We start from the raw sequence: 22,214 nt of genomic DNA on the forward strand, positions 1-22,214 counted from the left end.
CAGGGCGCCGTTGAGACCGTACCGTTTTGTCGTCCCCACTCGGATGAGTCGTTGCAGAGGGGTCCGATCAGAGTGGTCTGATCGGCCCCCTCCACTCATGTGTGCGCTTCTCCAGTGATCGAGCATGATCGCCAGGGGCGCATCTCTGCAAGAAGAAAGTCGATCAGGAGCGATGCGTCGCACACCTGAGGTCGTACGTGCCGTCACCGGGTATAACTGGCTGTTAGTGCGGTTGGTGAATAGGGGACCACTCCAACCGCCGCAGGGGGAAGGCGGTTGATCGCTGTGCCGGTGGGAGTGAAGATCCCGAAGGTCGTTCACGTGGTGTTCGTAAATGGTCTGTTCACGTCGGCCGATCTGTGGGACCAGTTCCGAAAACTCCTCGCGGCCGACGACGACCTGCGTCGGGTGGCGGTGCATTGCTTCCCCTATGAGAGCCCGGTGCGGATGCTGCGCAGGGAGCGCGTGATCTCGGCCTACGACGACGCCGCGAAATTGCTCGACGACTACCTCCGCGTACAGATTCCCCCGACAGGGCTCGTCGTCCTGGTCAGCCACAGCCAGGGCGGGTTGATCGTGCAGCGCTTCCTGACCCGGACGTTCGGCGAAGGACGTGGGTTCGCGCTGAACCGCATAGCCCAGATCGTCATGTTCGGCTGTCCCAACAACGGCTCGCCGGCAGTCCACCCTGCACGCCGGGTCCCGTTTCTGGTGCGCCAGGCTCAAGGGCGGGCGCTACGAACGTACCGCCGGGAGGTCGTGGCAACACGGGAAGCCGTCATGCGGACCGTCGTGCGTGCCGAACGCAGCACCGGGAGCAACTGTTCCATCCCCATCCACGCCTACGGCGGAAGCGAGGACGAGGTCGTTCCCGCGCAGGAGGCGAGAGCGGAATTCCCCGTCGGTGCCACCGTGCCGGGTGACCACCTGCAGCTCGTCCAGCCGCGCGATCACCGTTCGGCCTCCTACGAGGCGGTGAAGCAGACCCTGACCAGGATTCTGGCGGCCAAGGCGGCACAGCCCACCGCAGCCGGAGAGCCGACCATGCCGTCTCAACTGCAACCCGAGGAGGGTCAGCCAGGCCAGGGGCGGCAGATGCTTCTGCCGCAACAACAGGGTGGCGTGTCGGTCAGCCCTCCCTACGGACGGCGGCGGATCAAACTGCACGGTCAACGACCGCGAAGCATCATCGCCGACCTGATGGCCCCGACGACCGAGAAGGGGCCCAGGATCCACGTTCTGGCCGGTCTGGGAGGGTCCGGCAAGAGCCGTATCGCGCTGGAAGCGGTCCGCCAGGCCGAGAGAACGCGCCGCGTGTGGTGGGTGACGGTGCCTCAGATCAACACCTGTATGCGGGAGGTCGCCCACCAGCTCGGTGTGCCCACCGGAGAGGTGGAACAGGCATTCCGGGGCGAGGGAAGCTCCATCGACCTGGTGTGGCGCTACCTTGAGGCCTGCACCGACCCGTGGCTGCTCGTGATCGACAACGCCGACACGCCTGACCGGCTCGCTCCCGAGGCGCGGCAGGTGGCCGAGGGCGTTGGCTGGGTGCGTCAGCCCGAACGCGCCGACGGGCTCGTCATCCTCACGAGCCGGGACCGATCCGCCGCGTCCTGGCTCCCGCCCTGCCGTGTCCATCAGGTCCCGCTCCTGGGGGACGAGGACGGAGCCGAACTGCTCGTGGCCGCTGCCCCTCAGGGTGGCTCACGGGAAAAGGCACGTCGGCTCTCCGTGGCATTGGGAGGGCTGCCGCTGGCCTTGCACGGGGCCGCTTCGTATCTCAACTCCGTGCACCAGGGCTCCCCATCGCTCGACGACCCGGTGATCCACGACTTCGACAGCTATCGCGAGAGTTTCGAGGCCCGGAGCTCTTCGCCCCCCGGGACGGCGGCCAGGGGGTTGGAAGAGATGCTGGGCATGTCCGCGATGACACAGGTCTGCGGCATCGCGTTGGATCTCTTGGCTCACCAGGGGCTTCCACAGGCAGCACCCCTGTTGCGGGCCCTCGCCTGCCTGGGGATCGCTCCGATCCCGTATCGGCCCCTCCTGGAGAGCCGCGTCGTCCAGGAGTCGCCACTGCTGCCCGACTTCACCCGCGGTCGGCGCAACGGTGTACTCAAAGGATTGGACGACCTCGGACTCATCGAGCGCATCAGCCGTCCGGAGGCCGAGAGCAGCCACCTCACGCACAGCCTGAGCCTGCACCCTGTGGTGCACGCCCTTCTGCGAGCCGACCCGCAGATCGAGCATCGGAGATCCGAGTACTACGGCCTCATCGTTGATCTGCTGTCGGACGTCACGCGCTGGTCGCCACCGGATGAGCCGCAGAGCTGGGACATCTGGACCGCGATCGCACCCCACGTGATGGAGGTCGTACGAGCGTGTCTCACCGGTGGTCGGCACGTCATCGACGACGAAGTGCTGCGCCGGGCCCTGGAACTGGCGCGCCGGAACCTGCGCTACCTGATCGTGGTGGGACTGCTCAGGCCGGCCCACGAACTGGCCGACGTCGTTCTCGACAACTGCGAAGCCATCGGGTTCAACCCGGGTGACGAGGAAATTCTCGGGATACGTCATGAAAAGGCTCGCATCGCGCTGGAGAGCGGTGACTATCCGACGGCAGAGGCCGAACTGCGCAGGGTCGTTGCCCGCCGTCAGGGGTTGTTGGGGCTGGACGACCCTCGTACCCTGGCCAGTCGCCACAAGCTCGCACGCAGCATCCTGGAGCAGTTCCGCTTCGAGGAGGCAGAACCCCATCTCCGGTCCATCGTGCAGGCCGAGCTAGTCGTCCACGGACCGGACCATTCCGACACGGTCGCCGTGCGGCACAGCCTCGCCCGGGCTATGTTCGCTCTGGGGCGCACCTCAGAAGCAGAGGCTGCGCTGCGCGAGATCCTGCAGATCAGCCTCGACAAGTGGTCACCGTCCACGATGGAGACGCTCCGTATCCGTCAGAACCTCGCGCGCTGTCTGATGCAGACCCAGCGGCACGAGGAGGCGGAGCAGATGATCCGCCGGGCCTTGGAGGACACCACACAGCGGTCCAACTCCGTGCTGGTCATGACGCTCCGACACACGCTGTGTCAGCTCCTCCTGATTCAGGGGCAACTCCGCCGTGCGCACACCGAGACGGCGAGTCTCTTGACAGACCGGAAGCAGGTACTCGGATCAACACATCCGGAAACGATCCGGAATCAGAAACTTCTCGATTCGATCGAAGATGTGCTCGGTCGGCCTCGACCAAAAACAGAAGAATGATCGACTTTCTCAAGCGCCCCACTCTCATGGGCTCTTGCGCCTAGCATCGCTGTCCATCACCCTGTGAGTGAACTGATGGACACGCAGCGTAATTCGACCTCTCGTTAGGGAGCTTGCTGTATGAACTCCTACCACTCGGAACCCAGTTCTCCGGGTTCAACACCACCGGACGTCGACAGCGATGCCGACCCCGAGCAGTTGGAATCGGCACGCCGCATCGCACTGGAGTCCATCGAGGAGGATCACCGGGCGCTCGAGCGCGACGCAAAGTTGGCTTACAGCCCCGCGTTACTCCTGGGATAGTGGCCCGGTGGCCGGCTTCATCAGCTGAGACGGGACATCGCCATGACCAGCGATTCGCTCATCACATCCACGTACGTGCGTGACCCCTTCTTCCGCGTGGTCACCGCCCCAGGGTTCACCCGCCACCACATCGCAGACCTGGTCTCGGGGCGCTGCGCCGCGGTGCAGGTGCCGAACCTCCTTCCCGGGGCGGTGTGCGGCGAGATCGTTCGTGCTCTGTCGGGGGCGGACTTCGACCAGTACGGTGCGGAGCGCGTCCAGCCGGCCGTCATGCGTTTCGGTGTCGGCGTCAGCGATTATCGGTCCGACGGTGGGATCGCTGCGGAGTACTGGCCCGCTCTTGAGCGGTCTCGCGCGGCCTGGGGCAGCTTGTCCCTGCCGCTGGATCCGTGGGAAATGGCGCGACAGTCCGTCGGTGCCGACTGGCCCGGCAGGGTCGGTGTCGGGCGGCACGAGGGTCGTGAGATGGGCGCGGGCGTTGCACGCGAAGCGCCGCAGGGATTCTTGGTGCACTACGACGACTCGGCACGTGAGTTCACCGATCAACTGCTCGAGGCGCCGCTCCTGGCGCAACTGGCCTTCAATCTCTACCTGTCCGTTCCCGAGTCCGGCGGTGAGACCGTGATCTGGCGTCATCGCTGGCATCCCAGAGATGAGGAATTCCGACCGCAGGGCTCCTACGGATTCACCAGTGAATGCGTACGAGATGCGGAGTCGATCGAGGTCCGGGCCGCTGTGGGGGACGGCCTGCTCTTCGACTCGCGAAACTATCATGCAGTGAAGCCCAGCCACGGTGGACGGCGCATAGCACTCGGATTCTCTGTCGGTGTGGCCGTCACTGGAGAGTTGTTGGCTTGGGGATGAGCGTCCGCTGCGGGGCATTTGACACCCGCGGCGCGAATGAAAGATGCGATATGGTGGAAATGGAAGTACTTCGCTATTCGGCGTTCACGAAGGAAGCGTGGGGCGGTAATCCGGCCGGCGTGGTATTGAATGCCAAAGGGCTCAGTTCGGCCGATATGGCCGCAATCGCAAAGGAAGTCGGCTACTCGGAAACGGCCTTCGTTCTTCCGGCCGACGGCCCAGAGTTCGACGTACGCTACTTCAGCCCTGGGATCGAGGTCCCCTTCTGCGGGCACGCCACCATCGCGGCAGCAGTCGCCTACGCCCATCGCCACGGCGTGGGCGATTTGAAGCTGCGCACCAAGGCCGGCGTCATCGGCGTGCGCACCGCGGTGGACGCCGCTGGGTGGTGCACGGCGACCCTGACGAGTGTTCCGCCGCGAACCGCAGGGGTGACCGACGCCCAGATCGAGGATCTGCTTGCCCTCCTGGGCTGGGAGGCGTCAGAGCTGGACCTGCGCCTCCCGCCTCGGGCCACGTACGCGGGGGCATGGCACTTGGTCCTGGCGGCGGCCACGCGCTCCCGGCTGGCCCGCCTCGACTACGACATGCCGAAGCTGACCCGGCTCATGGAGCGACACGGTTGGGTGACGGTCAATCTCGTCTGGCGGGAAAGCAGCACGGTCTTCCATGCTCGCAACCCCTTCCCGACGGGCGGAGTCTTCGAAGACCCGGCCACGGGCGCGGCGGCAGCGGCCCTCGGCGGCTACCTGAGGGACCGTCGACTGATCCCTCTCCCCGCCGAGGTGACAGTGCTCCAAGGCCACGACATGGGCCGCCCGAGCTCCATCACGGTCGACATCCCGGAAGAGCCGGGGACGGGAATCGGCATCACCGGTACGGCCGTGCCCATCTGAGGCCCGCTCCGGTCACGGGGCGATCTCGACCAGAGCCTCGATCTTCACCGGTGCCCGGAGTGGCAGGTCCGCCACACCTACGACGGAGCGCGCGTGCTTCCCTCGTGAGCCGAACGCCGCTTCGTAGAGTTCGCTCGCTCCGTCCACCACCCTGTCCAGGTCGTGAAAGCCCGGCGCCGCTGCAACGTACCCGGTGACTTTGACGATGCGGGAGACACGTTCGAGGCTTACTTCCGCGTGCACCGCGGCCAGGGATGACAGGGCGCACCGTCGGCACAGTCCCCGGGCCTGGTCGAGGGACACCCCGGCGCCCACGTGGCCCTCCTGCACCAGGTCGTTGCCCGTCAACGGGATCTGGCCCGCCACGAAGACGAACCGGCCACTCGCGACGGCGGGGACGTACGAGCCTTTGGGGGCGCTGACCGCTGGGAGCCGTAGTCCCAGTGAAGCCAGTCTGGACAAAGGGGAATCGGCAAGATTCTCCACATGTGAGGACATGGCCCGAACTCTACTGCCGGACTCCCTCACGGGTACTACCCGATCGGACCCCCTCTTGACGCCCCCCGGGGGCGCCGGTCGGCCGCGACCCGCGCGGCGGCCACTACGCAGTGCCGCGCCGCTACCGCCTCCACCTGACGTCCGGCCACGACGGCTGTCTGGGCATCGCGGTCGTGCACAGCCTCCTCGGCCTGGACGAGATCTGTCCCGTCACTCTCCTGGATCCTGTGGTCCCACGTAAGGACCCTCATCGCCCACCCGGCCTTCGGCGGCCGCCTCGCGGACAGTCCCGCGATCCCCGCCGCGAACCAGTGAACGCCGTGTCCGCCGCCCCCCAGCGGCGGACACGGCATGTGCCGCCGTACGTCACCCTCCCCCGAAGGTGGCGTACGGCGGCCGGCCCCCGGTGCCGGACTGTGGCCGCGGCGCCCGGGTGTCCCTGAGTCCCGCGGTCACCAGCACATGACCGCGGTCTCGCCGGCACCCCACGAGGAGTACAGGCGCACCCGGACGACATAGCGGCGGCCCTTGACGAAACGGGCCCTGATGGTGGCGTTGCGGGAGGTGCCGCCGTCGTCCTGTCCCACGAGGAAGCGGGGCACGCCGTCCCGCTCCTCGAAGACCACGACGACGGCGTCGCTGTCCCCGAAGGTGCCCACGGTGTACTCGCGGGTCTCCGGCGGGTCCAGCCGGAAGTCGGCCTGCTCGCCGGGCCCGAGGCCGAGCGGCACCGAACGGAACGGCACCAGCGGACCCGGCCGGCCGGTGGGCGGGTACCAGCGCAGGGCGAACTCCTTGTCGGCCGCGGACAGGGTGCCGGGCGGCTGGAGTCCCGAGCGGTAGTGCTCGGGCTCCAGTATCAGACCCGACGGGAAGGGGTACTCCATGATCGACTGCGGGTCCCAGACCGGTCCGTTGGCCTCGTCGCCGTCGAGCTTGCGCAGGATGTTGTGGAAGGTCCGCTCCCGGCTCCAGTGGTTGGGCGGGCCCGCCAGCTCTGCGTAGACCGCCTCGTCGTCCCAGAGGATGCCCGCGAACGGGCTCTGGTGCTCGTGCAGCATGCCGAGCGCGTGCCCGATCTGGTGCAGTGCCGTCGCGCGCTCACCCGGCGCGGTCAGGTCCCAGCCGAAATTCATCGTGCGGTCGTTCAGACCGACCCGGAGCGCGTCCTTGCCGATCACCGACCAGGATCCGTCACCGGGCTGGAAGCCGATGCGCAGCTCCGCCTCCGAGCGGTCCCGCACCTCGGTGAGACCGACCCCGATGCCGAGGTCCCGCCACTCCCGGAAGCAGTCGCGCACCACGTCCCGCTGCTCCTCGGTCCCCACCCACGATTCCCGCCGCGGCCGGCCGGACCCCCGCATCGGGACCACCGAGTCGTCGGTGTCGCCGCCCAGGAAGCAGTAGTGCAGAACGGTTCCGTCGACCCACATCCGCTGCCCGCCCACGAGCGCGGCGACACGCTCGGCGGCCAGCCCCGGCGCGAACGCGGGGAGCGGCTGCTGCGCGAGCGAGCAGTAGCGTGCGGTCATGGCCCCCAGACTGCCGTCCGGCCGGGATCCGGCGCCTGAGTCGGGGGGTACTCAAGTCACCCTGTATCAGGGATGAGTAAGCCGACTCATGTTGTCGTGACGACTTCTCTGCGCGACGCGAAGACGCTTCGGACGCCCTGGCCGTTCACCGGGCGGACGGACGAACTGGAACTGGTGCGCCGCTCCGTGGCCGCCGGACGGGGCGGCCTCGTGGTGACGGGCCCGGCGGGCTTCGGCAAGACCCGGCTCGTGACCGAGGCCCTGCGCGGCCTGGACTGCGCCCGCGCGGCCGGCACGCCCGAGACCCGGGACATCCCCTTCGCCGCCTTCGCCCACCTGCTGCCCGAAGGCGTCACGCTGCACCGCGCGGTACACCTGCTGTCCGGCGTACGGCTGCTGCTGGTCGACGACGCGCACCTGCTCGACAGCGCCTCCGCCGCCCTGGTGCACCAACTCGCCGTGCACGGCCGCACCCGGCTCCTGGTGGTCGCCACCGAGGGCGCCGCCGTACCGGGCGCGGTGTCCCGGCTGTGGTCCGGCGAACTGCTGCCGCGCCTCGCCCTGGAACCGCTGCCCCGCGAGGAGACCGCCGAACTCCTCACGGCGGGGGCGGGCACCAACCTGGGACCCCTCACCGCCGACCGGCTGCACCGCCTGTGCCGGGGGGACCTGCGGCTGCTGCGCGACCTGCTGACCGCCGTGCGGGAGCACGGCCTGCTCGTGCCGGTGCCCGGAACGGACCAGCGGGCCTGGCGGGGGCCCGTACCGATCACCGTGGGGGTGCGGGAGCGCACCGCGCACCTCCTCGACCGCGAGGGCGCCGAGGAGCGCGAGACGCTCGAACGCCTGGCCTTCGCCGAGCCCCTGCCCCTCGACCCGGACGCCCTCGACGTACGGATCCTGGAGCGCCTGGAGGCGGACGGCCTGGTCACGGTCGACGACCGGGGCACCGCCCGGCTTGCCCACCCCCTGCACGGCCCGGTCCTGCGCGCCGCCGCGGGACGGCTGCGGGCCCGGCGCCTGGCCCGCACCCCCGACCAGTGCGGCCCCGCCCTGGAGGCGGAGCGGGCCGCCCTCGCGCTGCGCATCGAACAGGCCGACGTACGGGAGCTGGAGACGCCCGTGGGGGAGTGGCTGGCGGCCGAGGGAGCGCAGCTGCCCGCCGGGTACGCGGCGCTGCGCGCCCGGTTCGCCCGGTTGCGCGGGCGGCTGAGCGAGGCCGCCGCGTGGGCCCGGGAAGGACTGCGGACGAGCATCGACGACTCCTCCTGCCTCCATGAACTCGGCCTGGCCACCGCCCAGTCGGGCGAGGCGCCGACGGGGAGCCACGGCGCGGCCGCCTGGGCCGCCGCCGCGCGCGGCGACCTCGACGGGGCCGTCCGCGCGGCCGGTTCCGATGACCCGTACGACGCCGTACGGCTCGGCGCCCCCGACCGGGCCGCCGGGCGGCTGACCGGCGTCTTCGCCGAGCACGCCGACGCCCTCGCGCGCGAGGACGGACCCGCGCTCGACCGGGTGGCCGAGGAACTGGAGCGGCGCGGCTTCCTGCTGTTCGCGGCCGAGGCGCACGCCCAGGCGGTGCCCGCCCACCGCGACCCGCGCGCCGCTCGTACCGCCCGTACCCGCGCCGCCGCCCTCGCCAGGCGCTGCCAGGGCGCCCGGACCCCGGCCCTGTCCGGACTGGTGCTCGGCGAACTCACCGCCCGCCAGCGGCAGATCGTCACGCTGGCCGCCGCGGGGCTGAGCAACCGGCAGATCGCGGAGCGCCTCACCCTCTCCGTCCGCACCGTCGGCAACCACCTCTACGGCGCCTACACCCGCCTGGGCGCCGGCGACCGCGGCGCCCTGCCCTGGCTGATGGACCTGCCCGAGTCCCAGCCTGCCTGACGTGGCCGGCGGCGAGGTCTCAGGCCGCCCCGAACGCCGAGAAGGCCCAGCCGGTCGCCTGGTGCACCGCGTCGCCCGGCAGCGCGGCCCGCGCGTCACGCAGCGCCTCCGCCAGCGACAGACCGGCGTCCAGGCCCTTGTGCAGGGTGAGCATCAGCGGCACCACCGCGGCGTCGTTGACGGGCGCGCTGCACGCCACCACGCCTGCCGTACCCAGCGGCAGCAGCGCGGTGACCAGCCCGAGCAACTCGTCCGCGCCGACGGACGCGAACCGCGCGGTGTCGCAGCAGGACAGGATGATCCGGTACGGGCTGCGGTCGAGGCGCTCCAGGTCGTGCACGATGAGCGGCCCGTCCGCCATGCGCAGCGACGAGAACAGCGGGCTGTCCGCACGGAAGGTGCCGTGCGCGGCGATGTGCGCCAACGCGGCCCCGTCCAACTCCCGCAACACCCGCGGCACCCGCGCCGCGTCGCCCTCCAGCACGGTGGGCCGTGGCACGGGAAGGTCGGGGGCCCCGGCCCCGCCGCCCGGGACGCCGTACCCGTTGGCCGGGCCGAGCCCCCGGCCCGTGCGGTCGGGCGTCCCGTCGGCGCGGTCCGGCGTCCCGTCCGTGCGGCCCTCCGGCCCCCTGTACGTGCCGGTGCCGGGCGCGCCCGGCGTCGTCGCGTCCGGTGCCGCCACGCCCGGAGTTGCCCTCCCCGGCGCCCCCGGCGCCCCGTACCGCTCCGCCAGCTCCGTCACCTCGGCGCCGCCGCTCGCCAGTCCCGGGCCGCGGACCAGGACCTGGCGGCCGCCGGGCGGTGGGGCCGTGTCACTCGCGCGGAGCCAGCTGCTCGCCGACGGCGACACGCTGAGCACCCGCTCGCGCAGCGCGGGCAGCAGGGCCCACGGCACCCGGTGCAGGCGGCCGGGCGGGACCACCACCACCGGACCGGAGCCGAGGTGGGCCGCGGCGGGGCCGAGCAGCAGCTCCTGGAGGCGCGCGCCCGCCGCCTCCACCAGGGGCAGCCGCGCCTCCGCCCCCGGGTGGGCCAGCCGCCGCAGCCCGGCCTGCACGTGCTCCGCCTCCCGTTCCGCCTCCGCCAGCAGCCCGGCCTCGAACCGCCGCACCCGCCCCTGTCCGCACAGCAGCACGTGCACGCGCCCGTCGAGCACGGCCAGTTCCACCAGCCGTACGTCGTCCCCCAGCCGCCGCAGCAGCCGCCCGACGTCGAACCGGTTGCCGTCGCCGGGCGCCCCGCCCCGCATGTGCAGGGTGCGGGAGCGGATCTCCCGCTCCAGGCGCCGCTGTTCGCGCTCCAGCGCGGGGACGGGCCGGCCGCCGTCCGTGCGGGCCTCCTCCGCGCGGGCGGCGATCTCCCGGAACGCCGTCATGCCGCTCAGCAGCGCGGGATCGGCCGGCGGCCGGGTCGGCGGCGCCGTCAGCACGGTCGCCCGCCAGCGCTCGCTCCACACCAGCAGCCGCCGCGGCCCGCCCGAGACCAGACTGGCCTCCTGCGCGAGCGCCGCCAGTTCGGCCCCCTGCGCCGTGGCCCGGGCCCGCAGCTCCGAGGCGCCCAGCGTCATCCGGTGGTCGTCGAGCACGTCCAAGCCCCGTCGGCAGGCCTCCAGCACCCCGCGCGCCGACCCCGCCGCCCGGGCCCGCAGCGCCTGCGCCGCCCAGCCGGTCATCCGCGCCAGCGGCGGCCCGCCGTGCCGGCTGCGCGCGGCGACGGCCAGATGCCGTTCCGCGTCCGCCGTCCAGCCGAGGCCGAGCGCGATCCGGCCCGCGAGCAGCGACGCCTCCGGCGCGGCCGGCGCCCCGAAGGCGGCCAGCCGCTCGGCCACCGCCGCCGCGTCCGCGACCAGCCGCCCCGACGCGCGCCCCGTGGCGACCCGGGCCTCCAGCAGCACCAGCCGGGCGTGCGTCTCGTACCAGGTACGCCGCTGCCCGGCGAACAGCCGCACCGCCAGAGCCGCGCGCGCCAGCGAGGTCCGCGGCTCGCCCGCCAGCCGGGCCGCCCGCGCGGCGACCAGCAGCAACTCGGCCCTGCGGGTGGACTGCCCGCCGATCCCGTCCAGCGCGGCCGTCGCCGCGTCCGCCTCGGCCAGCGCCTCCGTGGCCAGCCCCGCCGCCATCAGCACCTCGCACCGCCGGATGGTGAGCATGAACGTCGGCGTGCCCAGCTTCGCGTACCGCTCCTCCGCCTCGTCCAGCAGCCGCAGCGCCGCCGGCACATCACCGGACCGGAACGCCGCGAGCCCCCGGCTCTCCACCGCGTCCGCCTTGTCGTGCTCCTGGCCGGTCGTGTCCCACAGCCGCTCCGCCGCCGTGAAGTCGGCGTCCGCGCGCTCCACCGAGCCCAGCGCCAGGTGCACGGTCGCCCGCAGCGTCAGCGCCCGCGCCGTCCAGATCACGTCGTCCGCCTGCCGCAGCACCGGGATCGCCCGCCGCACGTCCTCCAGCGCCTCGCCGTGCCGCCCGAGCACCCACCAGACGTACGCCCGCCTGAACAGCACCCGCGCCCTGGTGTGCCCGGTCCCGCGTGCCACGCCCCGCTCGAACGCGGCCAGCCCCTCCCGCGTGCGCCCGGAATGCACCAACGCGACCCCGAGCGTGGCCAGTACGTCCGCCTCCCGCTCGGGCGAGTCCGCGCGGGAGGCCAGATCCCGGGCGCGCCGCAGGTGGGCCAGGGCCAGCCGGGTGTCGCCGAAGTCCCGCTGCCAGATGCCGATCACCTGGTGGGCGACCGAGGCGTGCAGCGGCGACGGATCGGCCGCGAGCAGTTCCTCCGCCCGCGCCAGCGCTTCGTTGGGGGCGGCGAACACCATGGGCAGCAGTTGGAGAACCGAGTCGTTTCCCGCCGTCACCCCACGGATGGTAGTGCTCCGGAACCACACCCCACAGGTTCGAGTCTGTATCAATCGGCCGCCCCGGGACTCTGATTGACGAACGCGGCCCCGACCGCAGCCGGACCGCAGCCGGACGCGGCCACGACCGCCGTCACCGCCGCCGACGTGGAGGACATGCCATGGCACCACAGCGATTCCACGAGCAGTTCGACCAGATCCAGCGCTCGATGCCGGACATCCCGCTGGCGATGGGCCCGGACGACTCCGCCGAGTTCTTCTACGAGAAGGGCGTCGTCCTCGCCCGCGACGGCGAGGAGGCCCGCATCGTCGAGGACACCGTGCGCGACCACTTCACCGCGATGTCCGGACTCACCTCGGACTCCGTGCGCCGCACCGGCCCCGAGACCAACCGCACCGGCATCACCCGCATCCGGGTCGGCGAGGCGGACGAGGGCGACCGCGGCACCGACTCCACCGTCGCCCACGCCCTGCGCTCCCTGCGGACCGTGGAGGGCCGCGCGGGCCGCCGGCTGATCAGCCGCAACCACGTCGTCTCCATCGCTGTCAACGCCTGCCCCGGCGACGAACCCGTACCCGTCCCGGTCAGCGAGCCGCCGAACCCGGCCGCCGACGGGACGCCGTACGACGAGGAGACCGCCGTGGGCGTCCTCGTCATCGACACCGGCCTCATGAACGACTACCGCTCCTACCCGCTGCTGGCCCACACCGACGGCGACGCCCAGCTCAAGGAGTGCGACGACGACGGCGTCCTGCTGCAGTACGTCGGCCACGGCACCTTCATCGCCGGGCTCGTCGCCGCCGTCGCCCCCAACACCGACGTGACCGTCCTGGGCACGCTCAACGACGCCGGGGCCATCCTGGAGTCCGAGCTGGGCGAGAAGCTCTTCGAGGCCGTCGACCGAGGCGGCTGGCCCGAGGTCCTCAGCCTCTCCGCCGGCACCTCCAACGGCCGCGTGGACGGCCTGCTCGGGTTGCACGCCTTCATGGAGGAACTGCGCGACCAGCGCACCCTGCTCGTCGCCGCCGCCGGCAACAACGCCAGCGCCACGCCGTTCTGGCCCGCCGCCTACGCCGACCTGCCCGGCTGGGAGAACTCGGTGCTGTCGGTCGGCGCGCTGCGCTCCGACGGCGAGTTCGGCGCCTGCTTCAGCAACCACGGCGGCTGGGTCAAGGTCTACGCCCCGGGCGAGCGCCTCACCAGCGCGCTGACCGGCTTCGGGACCCCCGTGCCGTACGTCTACCAGCACTCCACCTACGACGCCTGCCGGTTCGGGTTCGCCTATCCCTGCACCTGCCAGTACCCCCGGCACAACGGGGTGCTGAGCGAGCCGGGCGAGGCACCCGCCAAGCCGGACCAGGTGATGTTCGAGGGGCACGCGCAGTGGAGCGGCACCTCGTTCGCCACCCCCGTGGTCGCGGGTCTCGTCGCCGCCCACATGACGGCGCACAAGGAGACCGACCCGCGCGCGGCCCGGACGCAGCTCCTCGCGGCCAACACCGAGTACGCGGAGGTGCGGGGCGCGCACGTTCCCGCGTTGCTGCCGCCCACCTGGCACCCGGTCACCGTCGACCCGTCGGACGGCGGGTCGTGAGCGTCCTGACGGCGGCCGGAAGCACTCGCTCCACGGCGTACGATGACGTGTCGTACACGAGGGGTGGGACCGTGGACCGTGCACATGTCGGGGCGCTCGTCCAGTCGGCCGCCGACGGGGACGCGGCGGCCTGGAAGTCACTGGTGGACGGGCTCGGCCCGCTGGTGTGGTCCGTCGTGCGGGCGCACGGGCTGTCCGACGCCGACGCGCACGAGGCGTACCAGACCGCCTGGTTCCGGTTCGCCCAGCACCTGGGGCGGATCCGCGAACCGGAGAAGACCGGCTCCTGGCTGGCGAGCACGGCACGCCACGAGTGCCTGAAGCTGCTGCGGGCCTCGAAGCGGTGGACGCCGACGGACGACCCGCAGCTGCTCGACCGGCCGAGCGAGGACCGTACGCCGGAGGAGTCGGTGCTCGACTCCGAGGAGGCCGCCGCGCAGACCGAGCGGGTGCGCCGGTTGTGGCAGGAGTTCGAGGAACTGGGCGAGCGGTGCCGCCAGTTGCTGCGGGTGCTGATCGCCTCGCCGCCGCCCAGCTATCAGGAGGTGTCCGCCGCGCTGGGGATCGCGGTGGGCAGCATCGGACCCATGCGCCAGCGCTGCCTGCGCCGGTTGCGGGCCCGGCTGGAGACACGGGGGACGGTATGAGCGACCGGCACGACGACTTCGACGGGCTCGACGACTTCGCCGAGCCCCGCGACGGACTTCCCGAGGGGGCGTTCGCGGACAACGACCCGGAGGACGGCCTGCTGGAGGAGGAGCTGCGGCAGGCGGCCGCGATCCTGGACCCGGTTCCGGCCGGCCTGCGCCAGGTCGCCGTCGACGCCTTCGCGCTGCACGACCTCGACGCCCGCGTCGCCGAGCTGACCTTCGACTCCCTGGTCGACGCCATCCCGGTCCGGGGGGAGACGGACCCGCCGCGGATGCTGACCTTCCGCAGCGACGGGGTGACCGTCGACGTGGAGGTCACCGTGGACGGGCTGATCGGCCAGGTGCTGCCGCCGGGCCCGGCCGGGATCGAGGTGCTGAGCGGCCCGCGGGCGCACGCCCGGCTGACCGCCGACGACATGGGCCGGTTCACCGGCGACGCCCCGCCCGCGGGCCCGTTCGCGCTGCGGCTGCGGACCGGCGGCGAGGTGGTCGTCACCGAGTGGCTGCGCGCCTGACCCGGCCGCGGTCGCCGAGGTCAGACGGGCAAGGCGTCCACCAGTGCCGCGAGTGACCGCGCGAGGCGGGGCAGGCCGGGCCCGGCCGGGCCGCCGGGCTCGGTCATGTAGGTGTCCCGGCGGATCTCCACCATGAGCGCGCGGACCTCGTGCCGCCGCCCGTAGAAGTCCAGCGGTACGTACGTCCCGCCGAAGGGGCTGTCCAGGCCCGTCTCCCCGCATGGTTCGAACGCCGCCCGGGCCGCCGCGAGCAGCCCGGGCGGGGTGTGGAACGGATCGGTGCCGAGGCAGACCGCCGGGCGCGGGCCCTCGCCGTGCAGCTCGTAGGGGAGCGGCTCGGTGGGGTAGGAGTGCACGTCGATGACCACGGCCCGCCCGGTCGCCGCCAGCCGGTCGGCGACCGCCTCGGTCATCGCCCGCGTGTACGGCCGGAAATACCGCTCGACCAGCGGCCCGGGGTCGGTGCCGGCGGCGCGCAGCACCTCGCGGTGCGAGGTCCGCGTGTACACGGCGCCCATGCCGACGGCGGCCATCTCCTCCCGTTCGTCCGGGAACCGCTCCGGGTCGACGACCAGTCGCGACGTCCGGTTCACGAACCGCCAGGGCGTGAGGCCGGCCAGTCCTGCGGCCCGCTCGGCGATCTCGGCGGTGTGCGCGTCGGTCATGTGGTCCAGCTCCCGCTCCAGCGCGGCGTCCGTGAGCACGATGCCGGTGCGGACGTCGGCGGGGATCCCGCGGGAGGAGTGCGGCACGTGGAGGATCACGGGGGACCCGGGAGCGCCGGGCAGCAGCTCGAAGGCGGGCGGGGCGTCGGTCACGGGGCGGCTCCAAGTCTCGGTCGGCACAGACGGGCACCCCGTCTCCCTGGGAGGGAGACGGGGTGCCCGGGAACGGATGAGGATCAGGCGAGGGACGCCAGCGCCTCGTTCCAGGTGGCCGACGGGCGCATGATCTCGGCGGCCTTGGCCGGGTCGGGCTGGTAGTAGCCGCCGATCTCGGCGGGCTTGCCCTGGACGGCGTTCAGCTCGTCGACGATCTTCTGCTCGGCGGCGGTGAGCGTCTCGGCGAGCGGGGCGAAGGCCTTGGCCAGCTCCGCGTCGTCGGTCTGCTTGGCCAGCTCCTGCGCCCAGTACAGGGACAGGAAGAAGTGGCTGCCGCGGTTGTCGATGCCGCCGACGCGACGGGTCGGGGACTTGTCCTCGTTGAGGAAGGTCGCCGTGGCACGGTCGAGGGCGTCGGCGAGGACCCGGGCCTTGGTGTTGCCGGTGGCCTCGGCGTACTGCTCCAGGGACGGCACCAGGGCGAAGAACTCGCCGAGGGAGTCCCAGCGGAGGTAGTTCTCCTTGACCAGCTGCTGCACGTGCTTCGGGGCCGAGCCGCCGGCACCGGTCTCGAAGAGGCCGCCGCCCGCCATCAGCGGGACGACCGACAGCATCTTGGCGCTGGTGCCCAGCTCCAGGATCGGGAAGAGGTCGGTCAGGTAGTCGCGCAGCACGTTGCCGGTGACCGAGATGGTGTTCTCGCCGCGGCGGATGCGCTCCACCGACAGCTTGGTCGCCTCGACCGGGGAGAGGATCTTGATGTCCAGGCCCTCGGTGTCGTGCTCCGGCAGGTAGGCCTTCACCTTGGCGATCAGGTTGGCGTCGTGGGCGCGGCCCTCGTCCAGCCAGAAGACGGCCGGGTCGCCGGTGGCGCGGGCGCGGGTGACGGCCAGCTTCACCCAGTCGCGGATCGGGGCGTCCTTGGTCTGGCAGGCGCGGAAGATGTCACCGGCGGATACCGTCTGCTCCAGCACCGCGTTGCCGTCGGCGTCGACCAGGCGGACCGTCCCCGTGGTGGGGATCTCGAAGGTCTTGTCGTGGCTGCCGTACTCCTCGGCCTTCTGCGCCATGAGGCCGACGTTCGGGACCGAGCCCATGGTCGACGGGTCGTAGGCGCCGTTGGCCCGGCAGTCGTCGAGGACGGCCTGGTACACGCCGGCGTAGGAGGAGTCCGGGATGACGGCGAGGGCGTCGTGCTCCTGGCCGTCCGCGCCCCACATGTGGCCCGAGGTGCGGATCATGGCCGGCATGGACGCGTCGATGATGACGTCCGAGGGCACGTGCAGGTTGGTGATGCCCTTGTCGGAGTCGACCATGGCCAGCTCCGGGCCCTCGGCCAGCTCCGCGTCGAAGGAGGCCTTGATCTCGGCGCCCTCGGGCAGGGACTCCAGGCCCTTGTAGATGCCGCCCAGGCCGTCGTTCGGGGTGAGACCGGCCGCCGCGAGCTTGTCGGCGTACTTCGCGAAGGTCTTCGGGAAGAAGGCGCGGACCACGTGGCCGAAGATGATCGGGTCGGAGACCTTCATCATCGTGGCCTTGAGGTGCACGGAGTACAGGACGCCCTCGGCCTTGGCACGGGCGACCTGCGCGGTCAGGAACTCGCGCAGGGCGGCGACGCGCAGCACGGAGGCGTCGACGACCTCGTCCTTCTTCACGGGTACCGACTCGCGCAGCACCGTGGTGGTGCCGTCGTCGCCGACCAGCTCGATCCGCAGCGCGCCGTCCTCGGCGATCACCACGGACTTCTCGGTGGAGCGGAAGTCGTTCTCGCCCATGGTCGCGACATTGGTCTTGGAGTCGCCGGTCCAGGCGCCCATGCGGTGCGGGTGGGTCTTGGCGTAGTTCTTCACCGAGGCCGGGGCGCGGCGGTCGGAGTTGCCCTCGCGCAGGACCGGGTTGACCGCGGAGCCCTTGACCTTGTCGTAGCGGGCGCGGATGTCGCGCTCCTCGTCGGTCTTCGGGTCGTCCGGGTAGGCCGGCAGCGCGTAGCCCTGGCCCTGGAGCTCGGCGATCGCCGCCTTGAGCTGCGGGATGGACGCCGAGATGTTCGGCAGCTTGATGATGTTGGCGGCGGGCGTCTTGGCCAGCTCACCGAGTTCCGCGAGGGCGTCCGGGATGCGCTGGTCCTCGGTCAGGTACTCCGGGAAGACGGCGATGATGCGGCCGGCCAGCGAGATGTCGCGGGTCTCGACGGCGACACCCGCCTGCGAGGCGTATGCCCGGACCACCGGCAGGAACGAATACGTCGCCAGGGCCGGGGCCTCGTCAGTGTGTGTGTAGATGATGGTCGAGTCAGTCACCGGGTGCTCCGCTCCACGTCTGCAACATTGCTCGACATCAAGATATCTCGTGCTCGGCGTCGACTCGACTGGGGTTCGACGGGAGATTCCGGACGAATCCGGCGTGCGGGGCGTCGTCGGGCTCTCCCGTCCGCTGCTGCGGGAACACCACGGCCCCCTGCTGGAGCGCGACCGTCCGGGCGGGCGACGGGATGCGGATGCCCTCCGTGCGGTAGCGCCGGTGCAGGCGCTTGATGAACTCGTGCTTGATCCGGTACTGGTCGCTGAACTCGCCGACGCCGAGGATCACCGTCATGCCGATGCGCGAGTCGCCGAAGGTGTGGAAGCGCACCGCGGGCTCGTGCTCGGGCACCGCGCCGGTGATCTCCGCCATCACCTCGGCGACCACCTCGATCGTCACCCGCTCCACGTGTTCCAGGTCACTGTCGTAGGAGACACCGACCTGGACCAGGATGGTCAGCCGCTGCTCCGGCCGCATGAAGTTGGTCATGTTGGACTGCGCGAGCTGGCCGTTCGGGATCACGACCAGGTTGTTGGACAGGTCACGGACGGTGGTCTGGCGCCAGTTGATGTCCTCGACGTACCCCTCCTCGCCGCTGCTGAGCTGGATGTAGTCACCCGGCTGCACGGTCTTCGAGGCCAGGATGTGGATGCCCGCGAAGAGGTTGGCCAGCGTGTCCTGGAGGGCCAGCGCGACCGCCAGACCACCCACGCCCAGCGCGGTGAGCAGCGGCGCGATGGAGATGCCCAGCGTCTGCAGCATCACCAGGAAGCCGATGGCCAGCACCAGGATCCGGGTGATGTTGACGAAGATCGTGGCCGACCCGGCCACCCCGGAACGGGACGTCGTCACCGACCGCACCAGACCGGCGACCAGCCGCGCCGCCGTCACCGTCGCCACGAAGATCAGCAGGACCGTCAGTACCTGGTTGACGTTGTGCTGCACCGCCCGCGTCAGCGGGAGCGCCGCCGCCGCACCGGCCGCGCCGGCGGAGACCGCCACCCACGGCGCCATCGTGCGCAGCGCGGCCACGATGACGTCGTCGCCGCTCCAGCGGGTGCGCCCCGCGTGGCCGGCCAGCCAGCGCAGCAGCATCCGCAGCAGGAACGCACCCAGCAGGCCCGACCCCAGCGCGATGCCCGCGGGCACCAGGTGGTCCATGGTCAGGTCACCGGTCACCGGCCACCTCCACGGGGCTCGGCCGCGGCGAAGTTCCCCGCCGACGGCAGGATGTGAGCTCGCGTCACGTCGTCACCTGCTCGATCACTCGATGGCTACTGGATTCCGGGATGTGCGTTCGCGCCGGTCGCAAGGCAGTTCGACCGGCGCGAGGGCTCATCCTGCCGTATCCCGAGCGGTGTTCCGTACCGCGCACAGGGGCGGGGAGAGGTGTTTCAGACGATCCCCTCGGCGAGTTCCGCCTGCTCACGGTCGTCGCCGTACGCCGCGGTCGTCGGAGTGCCGTACGACCGACGGGCGACGAACCACCACACCGTGGCCAAAACCAGTACGACGACCAGGGCGACGGCCGCGTAGTTCATCGTGTCGACCGTCACCGGCGACGACTGGGGGAGGCAGAACAGCACGGTGACGAACGCCACCCACACCACCGCGACCCAGCCCACCGGCCTGCTCCACCGGCCCAGGTTCCACGGCCCCGGCGTGAACCGGTCGCCCGCCCGCAGCCGCAGCAGCACCGGGATGGCGTACGCCGGGGTGATGCCGATGACGTTGATCGCGGTCACCGCGCCGTACGCCGTCGCCGAGTACAGGGACGGCACGGCCAGCAGACCGGCCACCACCACCGACAGCCACACCGCGGCCACCGGCGTCTGGGTGCGGGCGGAGACCTTGCGCCACAGGGCCGAGCCGGGCAGGGCACCGTCCCGGCTGAACGCGAACACCATGCGGCTGGCGGCGGCCACCTCGGCGTTGCCGCAGAACAGCTGCGCCACGATCACCACGAGCAGCAGCGCGCTCGCGCCGTCCGTGCCCAGGCCGTCCAGGAGGATCTGCGCGGGCGGCACCCCGGTCGCCGTGTTCTGCGTGGCCGCGTAGTCCTGGATCGCGAAGGTCAGTCCGGCCAGCAGCACGAAACCCGCCAGCCACGACACCCAGATGGCCCGCACGATGCCGCGCGCCGCCGACACCGAGGCGTTCGACGTCTCCTCGGACAGATGGGCCGAGGCGTCGTAGCCGGAGAACGTGTACTGCGCCAGCAGCAGGCCGATCGCGGCCACGTACAGCGGGTTCTCCCAGCCGGTGTCGTTGACGAACTCGGTGAAGACGAAGGACGGCGACTGGTGGTGGTCGGGGACGATCACCAGCGCGCCGACGATGAGCGCCACACCGGCCAGGTGCCACCACACGCTCACCGAGTTGAGGACACTGACCAGCCGCACGCCGAAGAGGTTGAGGGTGGCGTGCAGCATCAGGATCACGACGAAGATCAGCATCGTCTTCTCCGGCGTCGGCTCGAAGCCCCACTGGAGGTTCAGGAACGCGCCCGTGAACAGGGCCGCCCCGTAGTCGATCCCGGCGATCGCGCCGAGCAGCCCCAGCAGGTTCAGCCAGCCCGTGTACCAGCCCCAGCGGCGTCCGCCGAGCCGGTCGGCCATGTAGTACAGCGCGCCGGACGTCGGATACGCACTGGTGACCTCGGCCAGCGCCATCCCGACGCAGAGCACGAACAGGCCGACGCCCGCCCAGCCCCACAGCATCACGGCGGGGCCGCCCGTGCCCATGCCGAAGCCGTACAGGGTCATGCAGCCGGACAGGATCGAGATCACCGAGAAGCTGATCGCGAAGTTGCCGAAGCCGCCCATGCGGCGGGCCAGCACCGGCCGGTAGCCGAGTTCGCGCAGGCGCTGCTCCTCGTCGGTCGCGGCGCCGGACCCGGCGCGCGGCCCCGGGACGGACGGTTCGGAAGGGCGGGACATACGAAACCTCCGGAACGGAAGGGTGTGGGGGGTCAGGGTTGGCGGCCACCGCCGTGGGCGGCCGAGCGGCTGCGCGTCCGGGCCTGGAGGAAGACCGTCACCGCCCGCTGGGAGGAGCCCGTCCCCGGTGCCCGGCAGGCCCAGGGCTGCGGCGTCCAGTAGGGGCCGATCGCGTCGAACACCCGGTCCGCCTCCGAGAACCGCAGGGCGCCCCACAGGGCGTGCGCCAGGTGGTTCATGTCCAGCTGGGACCGCTCGTCGTGGGGGGTCAGGGCGAACCAGGAGTGGTACGCCTGCCGCGCCTCCCGGGTGGCGTCCTCCGCCACCCAGTGCAGGTCGAGGGCGGCCTCCCGCCCGCCCGAACGCCGGTAACGCTCCACCCGCACGTACAGCGGCAGCATGTGCAGCGCGGAGCCGGGCGGCGCCGACCCCGCCGCCCACTGCGCGAACCCCGCCGCCTGCGCGAGCCGTTCGGAGCCGCCCCGCGGATACAGGAACTGGAGCATCCGGTGGTGCGCCTCGCGGTTGTACGGGTCCCGCTTGCCGGCCTGTGCGAGCAGGCCCCACGGCCCCGCCGGCAGCATGGGCTCCGGCGGCGCCATCCGGTGCTCGTCCCAGCGCTGCTCCTCGTCCAGCCGGGCCAGCGCCAGCAGGCACACCCACGGCACCGGGTCGTACGGCGCCGAACGGGTCGCCGCGTCGCAGGCGTGCCAGGCCTGGAGCCACAGTTCCCGCGTGCGCGGGTGGTCCTCGCGGTGCGCCCGCAGCGCGCGCTCCACGACGACCCGGGCGTGCATCACCGCGGCCGGTACGCTGTGCGGCTCCTCGGTGAGCCAGGCCCGCACCACGTCGGTACCGGCGGCGGACGCGGCCAGCACCTGGGTGCGCTGCGTCCACCGCGACCAGGACGTGGTCTCGTCGAGCAGGGCGCGCATCGACATCCAGCGCCCGGCCCGCAGCTCCTGGAGGGCGGAGCGCAGTCCGGTGTCGTGGCCCGCGGGGTCGTAGGCGGGCTGGGCCCCGTCCCTGGCCATCATGCGCCCGCTGCCGGGAGTGGTACGGGCGGGACGGCAGCGTGGCGTGACAAACAGCCCTCCCCTGGGCGGCGGTGAAGCGGTCGTGCGGTCGGCGGACACTATAGAGGCGGAGGTTCCGCCTCTGTTCGGTTTCGGCGCAGCCGTGCAAATCAGCTCCCACCAGGGCGAATTGGCTGCCCGTCGGCCACCCTTGACGCGGGTCCGCACCCGGCGGCAGGCTGGCCCGCAGTGATCGCCGAGGCCCTCGGCGGGGGAGGCGGGAAGGGA

At 71.7% G+C, this 22,214-nt stretch carries 16 protein-coding genes and 1 pseudogene; 9 read left to right on the forward strand and 8 right to left on the reverse strand.

Going from position 1 to position 22,214, the window contains the following annotated elements:
• Positions 1-285 precede the first annotated feature (285 nt).
• The 4 genes from OIE75_RS35995 to OIE75_RS36010 all read left to right on the forward strand — a co-directional run bounded on the left by OIE75_RS35995 (position 286) and on the right by OIE75_RS36010 (position 5,321).
• Positions 286-3,258 carry an alpha/beta hydrolase gene (locus tag OIE75_RS35995; protein WP_307018241.1) on the forward strand — a complete coding sequence of 991 codons (2,973 nt, stop codon included), beginning with the start codon at positions 286-288 and terminating at the stop codon, positions 3,256-3,258.
• A 120-nt stretch (positions 3,259-3,378) separates the two neighbouring features.
• Entirely contained in the window at positions 3,379-3,561 is a 183-nt protein-coding gene (locus OIE75_RS36000) for a hypothetical protein (protein ID WP_307016451.1), read from the forward strand.
• A 42-nt stretch (positions 3,562-3,603) separates the two neighbouring features.
• A complete protein-coding gene (locus OIE75_RS36005) occupies positions 3,604-4,425 on the forward strand; it encodes a 2OG-Fe(II)-dependent halogenase WelO5 family protein (protein WP_329473437.1) in 822 nt (273 codons plus the stop codon).
• A 59-nt stretch (positions 4,426-4,484) separates the two neighbouring features.
• Entirely contained in the window at positions 4,485-5,321 is an 837-nt protein-coding gene (locus OIE75_RS36010) for a PhzF family phenazine biosynthesis protein (RefSeq protein WP_329474132.1), read from the forward strand.
• Positions 5,322-5,333: 12 nt separating this feature from the next.
• Here the strand turns inward: OIE75_RS36010 and OIE75_RS36015 are convergent, their stop codons facing one another.
• Positions 5,334-5,819 carry a RidA family protein gene (locus tag OIE75_RS36015; protein WP_307016454.1) on the reverse strand — a complete coding sequence of 162 codons (486 nt, stop codon included), beginning with the start codon at positions 5,817-5,819 and terminating at the stop codon, positions 5,334-5,336.
• A gap of 42 nt (positions 5,820-5,861) precedes the next feature.
• On the opposite strand from OIE75_RS36015, the pseudogene OIE75_RS36020 reads away from it, so the two are divergent.
• Positions 5,862-6,055 (forward strand): annotated as a pseudogene (locus OIE75_RS36020) (glutathione S-transferase family protein); the annotation flags it as partial.
• A 216-nt stretch (positions 6,056-6,271) separates the two neighbouring features.
• Here the strand turns inward: OIE75_RS36020 and absR1 are convergent.
• Positions 6,272-7,351, reverse strand: a complete 1,080-nt coding sequence (gene absR1 / locus OIE75_RS36025) for a beta-glucuronidase AbsR1 (RefSeq protein WP_307016455.1) — start codon at positions 7,349-7,351, stop codon at positions 6,272-6,274.
• Between the two features lie 72 nt (positions 7,352-7,423).
• Here absR1 and OIE75_RS36030 point away from each other — a divergent pair, with 72 nt between their 5' ends.
• Positions 7,424-9,238 (forward strand): LuxR family transcriptional regulator AbsR2, encoded by a 1,815-nt coding sequence (locus tag OIE75_RS36030; RefSeq protein ID WP_329473438.1) that lies wholly within the window; start codon positions 7,424-7,426, stop codon positions 9,236-9,238.
• 19 nt (positions 9,239-9,257) lie between these two features.
• Here the strand turns inward: OIE75_RS36030 and OIE75_RS36035 are convergent, their stop codons facing one another.
• Positions 9,258-12,050 (reverse strand): CHAT domain-containing protein, encoded by a 2,793-nt coding sequence (locus OIE75_RS36035; RefSeq protein WP_329474133.1) that lies wholly within the window; start codon positions 12,048-12,050, stop codon positions 9,258-9,260.
• Positions 12,051-12,250: 200 nt separating this feature from the next.
• On the opposite strand from OIE75_RS36035, the gene OIE75_RS36040 reads away from it, so the two are divergent.
• The 3 genes from OIE75_RS36040 to OIE75_RS36050 all read left to right on the forward strand — a co-directional run bounded on the left by OIE75_RS36040 (position 12,251) and on the right by OIE75_RS36050 (position 14,849).
• Positions 12,251-13,684, forward strand: a complete 1,434-nt coding sequence (locus OIE75_RS36040; protein WP_329473439.1) for a S8/S53 family peptidase — start codon at positions 12,251-12,253, stop codon at positions 13,682-13,684.
• A 71-nt stretch (positions 13,685-13,755) separates the two neighbouring features.
• Entirely contained in the window at positions 13,756-14,331 is a 576-nt protein-coding gene (locus OIE75_RS36045) for an RNA polymerase sigma factor (RefSeq protein ID WP_307016459.1), read from the forward strand.
• Complete coding sequence (locus tag OIE75_RS36050; RefSeq protein ID WP_329473440.1) at positions 14,328-14,849, forward strand: hypothetical protein; 522 nt, start codon at positions 14,328-14,330, stop codon at positions 14,847-14,849. Before OIE75_RS36045 ends, OIE75_RS36050 begins: the two co-directional genes overlap by 4 nt.
• Positions 14,850-14,869: 20 nt before the next feature.
• Here OIE75_RS36050 and OIE75_RS36055 read toward each other — a convergent pair whose 3' ends face one another.
• The 5 genes from OIE75_RS36055 to OIE75_RS36075 form a co-directional block, all read right to left on the reverse strand.
• Positions 14,870-15,667, reverse strand: coding sequence for an N-formylglutamate amidohydrolase (locus tag OIE75_RS36055; protein ID WP_329473441.1), 798 nt, complete (start codon positions 15,665-15,667; stop codon positions 14,870-14,872).
• 83 nt (positions 15,668-15,750) lie between these two features.
• The gene (locus OIE75_RS36060; RefSeq protein WP_307016462.1) at positions 15,751-17,970 is read right to left on the reverse strand and encodes an NADP-dependent isocitrate dehydrogenase; all 2,220 of its coding nucleotides are present in this window, start codon (positions 17,968-17,970) and stop codon (positions 15,751-15,753) included.
• A gap of 37 nt (positions 17,971-18,007) precedes the next feature.
• Positions 18,008-19,150, reverse strand: coding sequence for a mechanosensitive ion channel family protein (locus OIE75_RS36065; RefSeq protein ID WP_329473442.1), 1,143 nt, complete (start codon positions 19,148-19,150; stop codon positions 18,008-18,010).
• A 215-nt stretch (positions 19,151-19,365) separates the two neighbouring features.
• The gene (locus tag OIE75_RS36070) at positions 19,366-20,910 is read right to left on the reverse strand and encodes an amino acid permease (protein ID WP_329473443.1); all 1,545 of its coding nucleotides are present in this window, start codon (positions 20,908-20,910) and stop codon (positions 19,366-19,368) included.
• 32 nt (positions 20,911-20,942) lie between these two features.
• Entirely contained in the window at positions 20,943-21,944 is a 1,002-nt protein-coding gene (locus OIE75_RS36075; protein WP_329474134.1) for a hypothetical protein, read from the reverse strand.
• Positions 21,945-22,214: the final 270 nt, after the last annotated feature.

This window comes from Streptomyces sp. NBC_01723, assembly GCF_036246005.1.
Taxonomy (GTDB): Bacteria; Actinomycetota; Actinomycetes; order Streptomycetales; family Streptomycetaceae; genus Streptomyces.